Origin of the sequence: Curtobacterium sp. UCD-KPL2560 (assembly GCF_001705035.1) — a bacterium.
GTDB lineage: Bacteria > Actinomycetota > Actinomycetes > Actinomycetales > Microbacteriaceae > Curtobacterium.
Genome location: NZ_MCIG01000002.1, coordinates 38,080 through 51,101, shown reverse-complemented (window position 1 = coordinate 51,101; position 13,022 = coordinate 38,080). Strand labels below are relative to the sequence as shown.

Annotated in this window: 14 protein-coding genes; 8 read left to right on the top strand and 6 right to left on the bottom strand. The window is 74.9% G+C overall.

All coding sequences use genetic code 11. The features are described 5' to 3' along the window. Positions 1 to 335: 335 nt before the first annotated feature. From BEP24_RS01175 to BEP24_RS01165, 3 genes are all read right to left on the bottom strand, one after another. A complete protein-coding gene (locus tag BEP24_RS01175) occupies positions 336 to 1,643 on the bottom strand; it encodes a SpoIIE family protein phosphatase (RefSeq protein WP_065959420.1) in 1,308 nt (435 codons plus the stop codon). Between the two features lie 191 nt (positions 1,644 to 1,834). After that, complete coding sequence (locus BEP24_RS01170) at positions 1,835 to 2,101, bottom strand: hypothetical protein (protein WP_065959418.1); 267 nt, start codon at positions 2,099 to 2,101, stop codon at positions 1,835 to 1,837. 51 nt (positions 2,102 to 2,152) lie between these two features. Beyond that, entirely contained in the window at positions 2,153 to 2,785 is a 633-nt protein-coding gene (locus BEP24_RS01165; RefSeq protein ID WP_065959417.1) for a TetR/AcrR family transcriptional regulator, read from the bottom strand. 83 nt (positions 2,786 to 2,868) lie between these two features. Between BEP24_RS01165 and BEP24_RS01160 the strand changes: the two genes are divergently transcribed. Both BEP24_RS01160 and BEP24_RS01155 read left to right on the top strand, forming a co-directional pair. Then, complete coding sequence (locus tag BEP24_RS01160) at positions 2,869 to 3,396, top strand: hypothetical protein (protein WP_065959415.1); 528 nt, start codon at positions 2,869 to 2,871, stop codon at positions 3,394 to 3,396. Between the two features lie 175 nt (positions 3,397 to 3,571). Next, complete coding sequence (locus BEP24_RS01155; RefSeq protein WP_065959412.1) at positions 3,572 to 4,534, top strand: SDR family NAD(P)-dependent oxidoreductase; 963 nt, start codon at positions 3,572 to 3,574, stop codon at positions 4,532 to 4,534. 131 nt (positions 4,535 to 4,665) lie between these two features. Here the strand turns inward: BEP24_RS01155 and BEP24_RS01150 are convergent, their stop codons facing one another. Both BEP24_RS01150 and BEP24_RS01145 read right to left on the bottom strand, forming a co-directional pair. Further along, positions 4,666 to 5,097, bottom strand: coding sequence for a Rid family hydrolase (locus BEP24_RS01150; RefSeq protein ID WP_065959411.1), 432 nt, complete (start codon positions 5,095 to 5,097; stop codon positions 4,666 to 4,668). A 38-nt stretch (positions 5,098 to 5,135) separates the two neighbouring features. Beyond that, positions 5,136 to 5,705 (bottom strand): histidine phosphatase family protein, encoded by a 570-nt coding sequence (locus BEP24_RS01145; protein ID WP_083229978.1) that lies wholly within the window; start codon positions 5,703 to 5,705, stop codon positions 5,136 to 5,138. 240 nt (positions 5,706 to 5,945) lie between these two features. Between BEP24_RS01145 and BEP24_RS01140 the strand changes: the two genes are divergently transcribed. From BEP24_RS01140 to BEP24_RS01115, 6 genes are all read left to right on the top strand, one after another. Beyond that, the gene (locus BEP24_RS01140) at positions 5,946 to 7,256 is read left to right on the top strand and encodes a reverse transcriptase family protein (protein WP_065959407.1); all 1,311 of its coding nucleotides are present in this window, start codon (positions 5,946 to 5,948) and stop codon (positions 7,254 to 7,256) included. Between the two features lie 104 nt (positions 7,257 to 7,360). Next, complete coding sequence (locus BEP24_RS01135; RefSeq protein ID WP_065959404.1) at positions 7,361 to 7,609, top strand: DUF4287 domain-containing protein; 249 nt, start codon at positions 7,361 to 7,363, stop codon at positions 7,607 to 7,609. Positions 7,610 to 7,703: 94 nt separating this feature from the next. Continuing rightward, a complete protein-coding gene (locus BEP24_RS01130; protein WP_083229964.1) occupies positions 7,704 to 8,132 on the top strand; it encodes a carboxymuconolactone decarboxylase family protein in 429 nt (142 codons plus the stop codon). Further along, a complete protein-coding gene (locus BEP24_RS01125) occupies positions 8,129 to 9,373 on the top strand; it encodes an LLM class flavin-dependent oxidoreductase (RefSeq protein WP_065959402.1) in 1,245 nt (414 codons plus the stop codon). The genes BEP24_RS01130 and BEP24_RS01125 overlap by 4 nt, the downstream gene beginning before the upstream one ends. Further along, the gene (locus tag BEP24_RS01120; RefSeq protein ID WP_065959400.1) at positions 9,370 to 10,734 is read left to right on the top strand and encodes an NtaA/DmoA family FMN-dependent monooxygenase; all 1,365 of its coding nucleotides are present in this window, start codon (positions 9,370 to 9,372) and stop codon (positions 10,732 to 10,734) included. The genes BEP24_RS01125 and BEP24_RS01120 overlap by 4 nt, the downstream gene beginning before the upstream one ends. After that, the gene (locus BEP24_RS01115; RefSeq protein ID WP_065959398.1) at positions 10,731 to 11,861 is read left to right on the top strand and encodes an LLM class flavin-dependent oxidoreductase; all 1,131 of its coding nucleotides are present in this window, start codon (positions 10,731 to 10,733) and stop codon (positions 11,859 to 11,861) included. Before BEP24_RS01120 ends, BEP24_RS01115 begins: the two co-directional genes overlap by 4 nt. A 100-nt stretch (positions 11,862 to 11,961) precedes the next feature. On the opposite strand, the gene BEP24_RS01110 is transcribed toward BEP24_RS01115, so the two are convergent. Then, a complete protein-coding gene (locus tag BEP24_RS01110; RefSeq protein WP_065959586.1) occupies positions 11,962 to 13,020 on the bottom strand; it encodes a transporter substrate-binding domain-containing protein in 1,059 nt (352 codons plus the stop codon). Between the last annotated feature and the right edge of the window lie 2 nt (positions 13,021 to 13,022).

Genomic DNA, 13,022 nt, shown 5'->3' with positions numbered 1-13,022 from the left:
CGGGTGCTCCGGCGGGTGTGGGTGGGGGGCTGGAGGATCTTGTCCCCTCCGAGCCCGGTGCGCCAGTCCGTGTTCGGGGGGCACCCGGACGAGGGAGGTCGGCGTGCCGCTGCGCCACGCGGCCGGCCGGGGATGCGTGGTGCCGGGGCTGCGCCGTCCGGCGTGTCGCGGGTCCGGTGCGTCTGCGCTTTCCGGCCCCGCGCGGAGGCCGAGCGACGTCTCGCGTCACGCTGCGTCGGGCTGTGTCAGGCTGCGTCGGGCTGTGTCGGCCTGCGTCGGGCTGTGTCGGCCTGCGTCGGGCTGTGTCAGGCTGTGTCGGCCTGCGTCGGGCGGTGTCAGGGGCGGTAGCCGACGCACAGGACGGTCACGTCGTCCGGGTGGTCACCGGCGTGGGCGAGCTCGGCGATGCCGTCGACGATCTGCTGCGGGTGCTGCCGTTCCGCGACCCAGGCCTCGAAGCGCTCGACCGCGTCGAGGTCGCCGCCGAACAGGTCGAGCACGCCGTCGCTCACCGCCACGACGACGTCGCCGGGCTCCAGGTCGGTCTGGTCAGCGGTCCACTCGGTGCCGACGCCGATCGGCAGGTGCGCCGCGCGCAGGGGGTGGACGGTGCCGTCGGCCCGGCGGAGCACGGCGAGCCCGTGTCCGGCGTCGACCCACCGCGCCCGGCCGTCCCGGGCGACGCGGAAGTGGAAGCAGGTGGTGAACTGCCCGCTCGTCAGGTCGGAGACGCCGGTCGCCAGCCCCGTGGCAGCGCGACGGACCGCGACGGCCGGGTCGGACTCGTCGACGGTGCTGCGGATGAGGGAGCGCACCGCGGCGGCGATCATGCCCGCGCCGACGCCCTTGCCCATCACGTCGCCGAGGGTGAACGCTGCACCGTCGGCGGTGGGGAACCAGTCGTAGAAGTCGCCGCCGACGGTCCGGGCCGGGATGCAGACCCCGACGGCGCGGAACTCGTCGGGCAGCCCGGCGGCGGTCGTCGGGAGCAGGGACTGCTGCACGAGCGCCGCGCGACCGATCTCGCCCTCGGCGATCCGGCGGCGGCGCTGCGCGGTGTCGAGCTGCAGCCCGGACAGGCGTGCGAGCTCGTTCGTGACCGCTGCCGCGGCGGCGTAGACGAGCAGGGCGAGCACGAGTCGGACGAGTTCGCTCGGCTGCGGGGTCCGCGGCGCGATCGCGTAGGACAGCATGAGCGTCGCGGCCGTCCCGACCAGGGGGTACACCACGTGCTGCCGGCCCGGGTTCGTCGCCATCCAGATCACCGGGAGCACGACGATCGCCAGGAACACCGACCGAGCGTCGCCCGTGCCGTAGCGGAGGAGTCCGATCGCCAGGAAGTCGAGTGCGGGGACGAGCAGTTCGAGACGGGTGACCGCGGGCCACCGTGCCATCGCCCCCGCGGCGACCAGCCCGACGAGCGCGAGGCCGACGCCGGACCACATGGCACGCGCGTCGGTGACGTCGAGTCCCTGCACGACCGTGCTCGTCACCGCGGCGGCGACGATGAGGACCGCGACCACGGTCTGCTTCGCGAGCGGGTGCCACGACGCGCGCAGAGCGCTCAGGACGATCGGCCCCGTGTCGTCCCGGACGGACGCCGTCCACGTGGGGGAGGCGTGGCTGCCGGTGGTGCTCGTCACGCGCCCGAGTCAATCGGGTCGAGCATCACTCGGCAAGTCCGCGTCCAGGGGTGTCGCGCAGGTTGGACTGGTATCGGCGACGTTGGACGACGGGCGTCGCCCGGTCGTGCGCGGGGCGTCGCGCGTTCGCACCAAGGACGTGGCGGGTCCGCACGCGGGGCGTCGCGGCATCGCCCAGGGGCGTCGCCGGGTCAGACGCCGAGGCGGAGCAGCAGGGGCCCGAGGAGGCCGACGACCCACACGAGCACCATCACGAGCGCCCCGCCGACGATGAACCGACGGCGCCGACGCAGGCGCGGACTGCGGTCGTCGTCACCCCACATCTGCGCCCGCACGAGCGTGCGGTTCGCCTGCTCGACGACCTTGCGCACCTCGGGGTCGTCGAGCGGGAGCGCCCCGGACCGGGCGTGTTCCGCGATCGCCGTCGCTTCGGCGACGGTCAGCTCGTCCTTCGGCATGGGGCCATCGTCCCACCCCGTGCCGTGCGGCGGCCAGGAGCCGTGACGGGTTCAGCGGGTCGGGCCGCCCTCGGTCCGCAGGCGAGCGAGTTCCTCGGCCAGGAGCTCGCGTGCCCACCCGACGTCGTCCTGCCGGGGACGGTGCGCCAGGTGCAGGGCGAGCCCGTCGAGGAGGGCGTGGAGCCGCGCGACCCGGCGCTCGGTCGGGGCCGGTGCTCCGCTCCCGGTCCCGGACGGGTTCAGCAGTGCGAGGAGCGACGCGCACGCGGACCGCACCGCGCGGTCGGCCTCGTCCCACGCCGCACGCACCCCGGGATCGGTCAGGGCGACGGACCCGAGGGTGAGGAACACCTCGGTCTCGGTTCGGCGCTCGTCGTCGAGCGGCAGCAGCTGCTCGAGGCACCGGGAGACGAGGGGGACCGGGTCGACCTCGGGCGCGCGCAGGGAGGGGTCTGCGAACACCGCGTCCATGCGCTCCTGGACCCGTGCGGCCACGCGCCGCAGGCAGGCCACGCGCAGGGCGTCCTGGGTCGGGTAGGCGCGGCGCAGCGAGGCGGTCGCGATGCCCGCCTCCTCGGCGACGTTCCGGACCGAGAACGCCACGAGCCCGTCGCGCGTGAGGACCCGCCAGGCGGCGTCGCCGATCTGCCGGTCGCGTTCGTCGTGGTCGATCAGGCGGGGCACGTGCCGATCGTACACAGTCGTACTAGCATCGCCGTTGTGAACACAGTCGTACTCAATCGTTCCTCCGGTACCCAGGGGTTCCCGTGCTGATCGCCGTCATCGTCGCCTGCGAAGCGGGTTTCTGGGTGGCGGTGCTCGGCGGCCTGGTCCTCCGGTACGTCGTCGGACTCCGCCGGACCGGTGCGGTCCTGCTCGCCCTCGGGCCCGTCCTCGACGTCGTCCTGCTCACGGTGACCGCACTCGACCTCGCCCGCGGCGGGACGGCCGACTGGATGCACGGTCTCGCCGCGCTGTACGTCGGCGTCTCCCTCGCGCACGGGCGCCGCATGGTCGCCTGGGCCGACGCGCGCTTCGCCCACTGGCGGACGGGGCGTCCGCTCCCGGAGCGCAGGACCGGGTGGGCGTACACCCGTGCGTGCTGGGCCGACGTGCTCCGGACCGGCCTCGGCGTCGTCGTCGCGGCCGGCGTCATCGGAGCGTTCGTGCTCGCGTTCGGTACCGGGGAGCGCACGGCAGCCCTCGTCGCGTGGCTCCCGGTCCTCGGGGTCGTGCTCGGCGTCGAACTCCTGTGGGCCGTCAGCTCCACGGTGTGGCCGAAGCGCGCACGCTGACGGTGCCCGGTCGTCGCGACACCCGACGACCGCGCACGCTGCCGGGGCGCGGTCGTGACGACCCCGCCCGGCTCGTGCGCTCGCCGCGGCCGTCGCCCGTCGCCCGTCGACGTCGGGTGTCCGGTGGACGACCCGCTGGACGGCACCGCAGGCCGCACCGGGTACCGATGGGGACATGGCACATCGGTTCCGCGGGAAGATCGTCGTCGTCACCGGAGCATCGAGCGGCATCGGGAGGGCCGCCGCGCACGAGTTCGCGCGGCAGGGCGCGACCCTCGTCCTCGCCGCTCGCGGCAGGGAGAGCCTCGAGGCGGCGGCGCAGGAGTGCCGCGACCTCGGTGCCGAGGCGGTGGCGATCCCGACCGACGTCGCCGACGAACACCAGGTCCGCGACCTCGTCGCCACGACGACCACGCGCTTCGGCCGCATCGACGTCTTCGTCGGCAACGCCGCCCTGTTCGTGTACGGCCTGTTCGAGCAGACCCCCGTCGAGGCCTTCAAGCGGGTCGTCGACACGAACCTGCACGGGCACGTGCACGCCGTGAAGGCGCTCCTGCCGCACTGGAAGCAGCGCGGCGAGGGCACCTACGTGCTCGTCGGCTCCATCCAGTCGCTGCTGTCCGCGCCGTACCAGTCGGCGTACGTGACGAGCAAGCACGCAGCCCTCGGCCTGATGGACGTGCTCGCCGACGAGCACCAGGGCACCCGGATCCGCTTCGGCGCGGTGCTGCCGTCGACGATCGACACCCCGATCTACCAGAACGGCGCCAACTACACCGACAAGGCGTCGCACCCGCTGCCGCCGACCGTGTCGGTCGAGCGCGCCGCGAAGGCCGTCGTCCGCCAGGCGCTGCACCCGAAGCGCAACCGCTACGTCGGACGCCTGCAGGCGGCGCTCGTCCCCGCCGAGTTCATCGTCCCCGGGATCTTCCACCGGATCACCCGTCCCGCTGTCGAGGTGTTCGCGCTCCGCGGTCGCCAGGCGCCCACCGACGGCAACCTCTACGCGCCCGCCGACCACGCGAACGCGACCGACGGTGGCTGGGTCGCGAAGCGCCGCCGCGTCACCCGCCCGCTCCTGTGGGCGGGCATCGCCGCGGTGGTGGGCACGGTCGTGCTCGGCCGCTCGCGTCGCTGACGCACCACCGGACGGAAGGGAGGCGCGGTACCGGTCGGTGCCGCGCCTCCCGTCCGTCACACGGTCGCGTCACGGGCGCGGGCCACCGGACCAGGTCGACGCGTGCCCGGCCGTCGCGACCGGCCGTCCCGTCAGGCCGCGCGCTCGACGCGCGGGCCGTCGAGCACCGCGGCCACCGCCTCGATCTCGACCAGTTGGTCGTCGTAGCCGAGGACGGTGACGCCGAGCAGCGTGCTCGGCACGTCGTGCTCCCCGAAGGCGTCGCGGACGACCTGCCACGCGGCGACGAGGTCGGCCTGCCGCGTCGAGGCCACGAGCACCCGGGTCGAGACGACGTCCTCGAGGGCGGCGCCGGCGTCCGCGAGCGCCTGGCGCAGGTTCGCGACGCAGGCGGCGGCCTGCCCGGCGTGGTCGCCGACGGCGACCGTGCGGCCGTCCGCGTCGAGTGGGCAGGCCCCCGCCAGGAAGACGAGCCGCGCATCGGCCGGTGCGGTCGCGGCGTAGGCGTACTCGGCGACCGAGCTGAGGGACGAGGACCGGATGAGCTGCACAGCGCTGACCATGACGCCATCCTCCCCGAGGCCGGCACCTCCGGCTCGGGTCAGGGGTCGAGGCGGGTCCAGCCGCTCAGCGCCCGCCAGGTGCGCGGGTCGAACGTGAACACGCTGCCCATGCCCGGCTGGTCCAGGCGCCGCGAGACGGGCTCGCCCCGCAGGTCGGCGAGGAGCAGCGCCCCGACAGCGCCGTGGGCCACCACGGTGACGTCCGTGCCCCGACCGGCGGCGGCGGTGAGGTCGCGGACCGCCCCGACGATCCGGCGCTGCGCGTCGACCGCCCGCTCCCACCCTCGCACCGACTCCTCGGGCCGCGCGAAGAACGCGTCGACCACCGGTTCGAACGCCTCGGGAGGCAGGTAGCCGGTCGCGCTCCGGTCGATCTCGCCGAGCCGCGCGTCCTGCTCCGGCACCACACCGACCGCCGCGCCGAGGACGGCCGCGGTCTCGACGGCCTTGCGCTCGGTGCTCGAGACGATCCGGCGCACCCCGGGTGCCCACGCGACGCGGTGCGCGCCGGACGCCCGGGCGCGGCCGGAGTCCGACAGTCCCCAGGACTCGATCGGGACCGCGGGGTCGACGACGACCTCGGCGTGGGTCAGGAAGAACGACGGCACCGGCACAGCCTGGCAGACCCGTCCCGCCACCACGGCAGGGGTCGGTCGTATGGTGTGCTCGTGGAGTTCCCGGGGGAGGCGGACGGCGCGCGTGACGCGTCGACCTCTCCGGGGTCACCCCGGGGCACGCAGGACCAGCAGGACCACACGCCCCGAGAGGCGCGGCGCGCTCCGCGCACCAGCCCTCACGGAGGCACCGACAGGTCCCCCGGGAACCCCACGCACGCACCGCTCCCGGTCGTGGCGCAGGCGCTCGCCGACGCCTTCCTCGCCGCCGACGACTGGAGCCGCGACGCGCTGACCGCCGCCGGGTACGACGTGCTCGGGGTGGAGCGGACGTACGTCGGTGTCGCGGTCGGGACGGCGCTCGACGCGTACCCACGGCCGCCCGTCGACGCGCCCCGGCAGCTCGCCGCGGTGCTCGCGACCGCCCCGCGCCTCGTCCGCCTCCACGACAGCCGCGGACCACGACGGCCCGTCCGGGTCCTGGCCCGGCAGGCCACCGCCGTGCGGGCGCGCCCGGTGACGGACAGCCCGCTGCTCGTCGACACGCTGCCCGAGCTCGCCCGAGCGCTCGACCTGACGGTGGGGCGGTTGCTCTGGCTCGCCGACACCCGCGGGTGGAACCGCCGTCCGGGTGCGTCGAGCCCGCTCCACCACGTCCGGCACGAGTGGGTCGCGCGGCCCGGGCGGACCCCGAGGCTCCTCGAGAAGCCGATGGCGATGCTCCGGCGCACCCAGCGGACCGTCCTCGACGACCTGCTCGCGGCGCTGCCGGTCCACGACGCAGCGCACGGCTTCGTGCCCGGGCGCAGCGTCGTCACCGGTGCCGCCGGGCACGTCGGACGCCGGGTCGTCCTGACCGCCGACCTCACGTCGTTCTTCGTCACGGTCCGTGCGCCGACCGTGTACGGCGTGTTCCGCGCCGCGGGGTACGCCGAGCCGCTGGCGCACGTCCTCACCGGGCTCTGCACGCACCGGGTCCCGGTCCACGTCCTCACGGCGATGCCGCCGGGCGGGAGCGTCGACGAGCGTCGGGCGCTCCGGGACGCCCTCGTCGAGGCGCACCTGCCCCAGGGAGCCCCGACGTCGCCGGCGCTCGCCAACCTGGCCCTCCGACACCTCGACGCCCGACTGGCCGGGTGGGCGGCCGCAGCGGGGGCGACGTACACGCGGTACGCCGACGACCTGACCTTCAGCGGTGACGACCGTCTCGCTGCCCGCGCCGACGCGTTCCTCCGCGGTGTCGAGCGGATCGTCGCCGACCAGGGCCACACGCTGAACCCCCGGAAGACCCGGGTCCGGCCCGCCGGGGTGCGGCAGTCGGTCACCGGTGTGGTCGTGAACGAGCGCACCGCACCCGGCCGCCGCGAGGTCGACCGTCTCAAGGCCGTGCTGCACAACTGCGTCGTGCACGGTCCGGCGTCGCAGGACCGTGCGGGGCACGCGGACTTCCGGGCGCACCTGCTCGGACGGATCGGCTGGGTCGGTCAGGTGCACCCGGAGCGGGCGGCGAAGCTCCGGGCGCTGTTCGCCCGGATCGAGTGGTGAGACGAGCCCCAGCGCACGGAACCACCCGGTAGCGGCGCTCGTCCGAGCGCCGACCCCGGACCGCGCCCCTGGCCCCGCACCGGTGTGCTCGCTACGGTGACGCCATGACAGCGCACCGCGTGACCGCACCGCAGCCGCCGGCGGACGGCACGAAGCCGAAGGGGCCGGCGTCGTACTTCCCGAGCATCGAGAAGACCTCCGGCCGTCCGGTCCAGGAGTGGCTCGACCTCGTGGCCGACCAGCTCGACACCCACCGGCACATGGAGGTCGTGACCTGGCTCAAGGAGGAGCACGGCCTCGGGCACGGCCACGCGAACGCCCTCGTCGCCTACGTGCGGCACGCGCTCGCCTGACCCCGGGACAGCGCCGCACGTCACACGACGCAACGCACGGTCACGTGCCGCAACACCCGCCGACGCGGGCCGGGGCGCGTCGTAGCGTCACCGCATGACCGACTACCTCGACCGCGAGCGGGACAAGACCTTCACCCGGGTCTACAAGCAGCAGACCCCGGACATCCTGCAGGCCTTCGTGCAGTTCGACGCCGCGGTGTTCCAGCCCGAGGGGCGCGCGATCCCACTGCGGTACCGGGAGCTCATCGCGCTCGCGGTGGGGATCACCACGCAGTGCGTGTACTGCATCGACGCGCACAGCCAGCGCGCGGTGGCCGCCGGCGCGACGGAGGCCGAGCTCGCCGAGGCCGCCTGGGTCGCGACCGCCATCCGCGCCGGCGGTGGCTTCGCCCACGGGCGACTCGGCTTCAAGTTCGGCGCCGACGCCACCCCGCCCGAGCACGCCTCGCAGCCGCAGACGCAGGGCCAGCCCGAGCCGCACGACCACGGCGCGAGCCAGCCGCACCAGGGGACGAACCCGTGAGCACGCGCCCCGTCCTGGTGACCGCACTGCAGGGCGCCGGCTGGCACCCGGCCGCCTGGCGCGTCGCCGGACCCGCCGCGCGCCGTCTGACGAGCCTGCGCCACTGGCGCGACGTCGTCGTCGAGCAGGACCGCGCGGGCACCGACGCCGTCACCCTCGAGGACTCCTTCACCGCCGGACCCCTCGACCCGGACGGGGACCTCGAGACCCGCACGGTCGTCGGGCGACTCGACGCGCTGCTCGTCGCCAGTGCGGTCGCCCCCGCGACCCGCGCCGTCGGTCTGGTGCCGACCGTCTCGGTGACGCACACCGAACCGTTCCACGTGGCCACGGGCCTCCAGACCCTGGACCACGTCTCCGCGGGGCGAGCCGGGTGGCGGATCCAGGTGAGCCCGACGGCCCGCGAGGCCGCGCTCTTCGGCCGCCGCCCCGGCGGCGACGACGCGGCCACGCTGTTCGCCGAGGCACGGGAGGTCGCCGAGGTCGTCTCGCGGCTCTGGGACAGCTGGGACGACGACGCGATCATCCGCGACGTCGCCACCGGTCGTTTCATCGACCGCGACCGCATCCACGGGGCCGCGTTCGTGGGCGAGCACGTCTCGGTGCACGGTGCGTCGATCGTGCCGCGCTCGCCGCAGGGACGGCCGCCGGTGTTCGCGCTCGCGCACCGCGCCGACGCGGCGGCGTTCGCGGCCGACGCGGCGGACGTCGTGCTCGTCACGCCGGGTGGGGCCGGTCCGTCGGGGAGCGCCGGTCCGACGGGTGGGCCCGGTCCGTCGCACGGAGCCGGCCTGGAGGCGCGGGGTGCGCTGGCGCTCGTCCGTGACGCCGAGCAGGCGGCCGGGTCCGACGTCCGCCGTCCGGTCCTCGCGGACCTCGCGGTCCTCGTCGGGGCGTCCGCGTCCGAGGCCGCCGACGCCCTCGCCGCGCTCGACGCGGCCGCGGGCTCGTCGTACGCAGAGGCGTCCGACGCTCCGGTGCTCGCCACCACCGTGCCCGAGCTGGTGTCCCTGGTCGGGGACCTCGCGTCCCTCGGGTACGCCGGCGTCCGGCTCCGGCCGCTCCGCATCCCCGAGGACAGCACCGCCGTCGCCCGCCGACTCGTGCCGGCGCTCGTCGCCGCCGGGTTGCGCGCCGACGTGGCCTCCCGTCCCACCGCCGACCTGCGCACCCGACTCGGCGTCGCGCCCGCGGTCAGCCGGTACGCCCGCACCACCGCCGACCAGGAGGTCCCGGCATGAGCACGAAGCGTCAGGTCCACCTCGCCGCCCACTTCCCGGGCGTCAACAACACCACCGTGTGGAGCGACGACCGCGCGGAGAGCCAGATCGCGTTCTCGTCGTTCGAGCACTTCGCGCGGAACGCCGAGCGGGGGTGCTTCGACTTCCTGTTCCTCGCCGAGGGGCTCCGGCTCCGCGAGCAGAAGGGGCGCATCCACGACCTCGACGTGGTCGGTCGACCGAACACGCTCGCGATCCTCGCGGCGCTCGCCGGCGTGACGTCGCACATCGGCCTGGTCGGGACGCTGCAGACCACGTTCAACGAGCCCGTGGAGCTCGCGGAGCAGCTCGCCACGCTCGACCACCTGACCGACGGGCGCGCCGGCTGGAACGTCGTCACGAGCTCCGACGCCTTCCACGGCGCGAACTTCCGCCGCGGCGGATTCCTCGACCACGCCGACCGGTACACGCGGGCCGACGAGTTCGTCACCCTGGCGCGCGAGCTGTGGGACTCGTGGGCGCCCGACGCGGTCGTCGCCGACGCCGCGGGCGGGGTGTTCGCCGACCGCTCCCGCATCCGCGACGTCGACCACCACGGGCCGCAGTTCGACGTGCGCGGGACCTTCCCGGTGCCGCGGAGCCCGCAGCGGCACCCGGTCGTCGTGCAGGCGGGGGACTCCGACGAGGGCCGCGACCTCGCCGCCCGACAGGCCGAGGTGGTCTTCTCGCTGCACACCGAGTTCGACGACGCCCGCGCCTTCCGCGCCGACCTCACGGAGCGGCTGGCGCGCGTCGGCCGCTCGGAGGACGAGCTGCTCGTCCTGCCCGGGGCGACGTTCGTCCTCGGCGACACCGCGGCGGACGCCGAGGAGCGGTCCCGCGCGATCCGCCGCGCCCAGGTCAGCCCGGCCACGGCGATCGCCTTCCTCGAGCAGGTGTGGAACCGCGACCTGTCCGGCCACGACGTCGACGGGCCGCTGCCCGACGTCGAGCCCGACGTCGACGCCGAGACGATCACGCGCGGTCGGGTCCGGCACGTCCGCGACCCACGGGCGACCGTGCAGGCGTGGCGCGACCGGGCCGACGCCGAGCACCTGTCGACCCGGGACCTCGTCATCGCGGTCTCGACGCGGGGCGGCTTCGTCGGGACGCCGTCGCACATCGCGTCGGAGATCGACCGGTACGTGCAGGAGCGCGCGTCCGACGGCTTCGTCGTCGTCCCGCACACGAACCCGTACGGCCTCGACGAGTTCGTCGACCGCGTCGTCCCGCTGCTGCAGGAACGCGGCGTGTACCGGCAGGCGTACGACGACGGTGCCACGCTGCGGTCGACGCTCGGGCTGCCCGGCCACGTCCTCGACCGCCAGGAGGTCTCCGCGTGAACGCCGTCCCGCTGTCCGTCCTCGACCTCGTCCCGGTGTCGTCCGGGTCGTCCTCGGCGACGGCCCTGCGCAACACCCTCGACCTCGCCCGGGCCGCCGAACGCGCCGGGTACGCGCGGTACTGGCTCGCCGAGCACCACCTCAACCCCGGGGTCGCCGGCAGCGCGCCGAACGTCGTCATCGGGGCCGTCGCGGCCGTGACCTCCCGGATCCGCGTCGGCAGTGCGGCGACGCTCGTCGGGAACGTCCGCGGGCTGCAGATCGCCGAGACCTTCGGGACCCTGACCGGCCTGTACGGTCCCCGGTTCGACCTCGGGCTCGGGCGCTCCGGAGCGCCGGCACCCGGGACGCCGAAGCCGCCGTCGCTCGCACCGCGGGCCGACGAGGTCGTCGACGGGCTGCTCGTCCCGGCGCCCTTCGACCTCCGGATCGCGCCGGGGTCGAAGTTCGCGCTGCAGGGCGAGCTGCTCGGTCGGGTGCCCGGCGACGTCGAGCGGTTCGACGGCGACCTCGCGCTGGTCCGGGAGCTGTTCGCCGGCACCTGGACCCGCGACGGTGCGGTCGTCGAGGCACCCCCGGCGACCGGTGCCGACGTCGAGCTCTGGATCCACGGGTCGACCGGCGGCGAGAGCGCCCGGGTCGCCGGGTCCCTGGGCCTGCCCTACGGCGCGAACTACCACTCGTCACCCGGGACCGTCCTGGCCTCCGTCGCGGCGTACCGGGCGGCGTTCCGACCCGGCGTGCTCGCGGCGCCGCACGTGATCGTGTCCGCCGACGTGGTCGTCGGTCGCACCACCGAGGAGGCCGACGAGCTCGCCGAGGGCTACGGCCCGTGGGTGCACTCGATCCGCTCGGGCGCGGGTGCGATCCCGTACCCGACGCCCGACGCGGCCCGTGCGACGCCGTTCCCGGACGACGCCGCTGCCGCCGTGCGGGACCGTCTCGCGACGCGGTTCGTGGGCGACGCCGGCCACGTCGCCGACCGGCTCGAGGTGCTCCGTCGCGTCACCGGGGCGGACGAGCTGCTCGTCACGACCATCACGCACGACCACGACGCCCGGGTCCGCTCGTACGAGCTGCTCGCGGCCGAGTGGGCGCGGCGGGCCGCGGTCGGCGAGCCCGCCTGACGCGCACCGCGCACCGCGCATCGCGCACCGCGCACCGCCACACGGAGGACACCCCCGTGACCACGACGGTCACGGGGGTGTCCGACGATCGGAGCCCCGCTCAGCCGTTGTCGAGCGGCAGCCCCTCCGGGTTCACCTGCGAGGTCTGCACGGCCTCGTTCGACAGGTTGTACGCCCGCAGCCACTTCGCGTAGGTCCCGTCCGCGATGAGTGCGTCGATCGCGTCGGCGATCGGCTCCGCCAGCCCGCTGTCCTTCTTCGTCGTCGCCGCGATGAGCCCCTGCAGCGTCGAGCCGGCGCCCGAGTACGTCCCCGCGGTCTTCGTCGGGTGTGCGCTGCCGGCGCTCTGCGTGTTCGCGTACGCGATCGTCGGGTTCGGGCCGAAGTAGCCGTCGATCTTGCCGGAGCCGAGCGCGAGCTGCACCGCGTTGCCGTCCGGGTAGTACTTGACGTCGATGGTCTTCCCCTGCTGCTCGAGGTCGGCCTTCCACTCGAGCAGGATCTTCTCCTGGTTCGTCCCGGAGCTCACCGCGATCGTCCTGCCGGCGAGCACGGACGGGTCGCCGTCGAACGCGAGCTTCGAGGTCGCGAGCACCTGGAGGGCGAGGTTGTCCTGGCGGTAGGACGCGAAGTCGTACTTCTCCTTCCGCTGTTCGGTCACGGTGACGTTCGAGAACCCGGCGTCGATCTTCCCGCCGTCGATGCCGACGAACAGGTTGTCCCACGTGGCGTTCCGCACGTCGGCCTCGAGCCCGAGCTTCGCGGCGACCAGTCGTCCGAGGTCCGGTTCCGAACCGGTCAGCGTCCGCTGGTCGTCGCCCGTGAAGGCGAGCGGCGGGAACCCGGCGGGCAGCGCGCCGACACCGATCACGAGCTTCCCCGAGGACTTGACGGCGGCCGGTAGCTCGTCGTGCAGCGTCGTGTCCTCGGCGACCCGGACCGTCGTCTCGGTGGCTGCACCGTTCGACGCGGCGCCGATGGTCACGGAACCGCGCGAGGACCCCTGACCGCTGCCGGTGGCGGCGGCGCCCGACGAGCAGCCCGCGAGGGCCACGACGACCCCGGCGGCGAGGACGAGGGCGCCGGCGCGGGCGCGCCAGCGAGTGGGCGGTGCGGCGGGCGGTGCGTCGGACGTGGGGGAGAGGGCGGTGGTGGGCAAGA

What these genes read in the sequence shown, in the direction of transcription:
- BEP24_RS01170 (WP_065959418.1), bottom strand. Translation starts at nt 2,101, where the DNA reads ATGCCGAAGGACGAGCTGACCGTCGCCGAAGCGACGGCGATCGCGGAA.
- BEP24_RS01155 (WP_065959412.1), top strand. Translation starts at nt 3,572, where the DNA reads ATGGCACATCGGTTCCGCGGGAAGATCGTCGTCGTCACCGGAGCATCG.
- BEP24_RS01150 (WP_065959411.1), bottom strand. Translation starts at nt 5,097, where the DNA reads ATGGTCAGCGCTGTGCAGCTCATCCGGTCCTCGTCCCTCAGCTCGGTC.
- BEP24_RS01135 (WP_065959404.1), top strand. Translation starts at nt 7,361, where the DNA reads ATGACAGCGCACCGCGTGACCGCACCGCAGCCGCCGGCGGACGGCACG.
- BEP24_RS01130 (WP_083229964.1), top strand. Translation starts at nt 7,704, where the DNA reads ATGACCGACTACCTCGACCGCGAGCGGGACAAGACCTTCACCCGGGTC.
- BEP24_RS01120 (WP_065959400.1), top strand. Translation starts at nt 9,370, where the DNA reads ATGAGCACGAAGCGTCAGGTCCACCTCGCCGCCCACTTCCCGGGCGTC.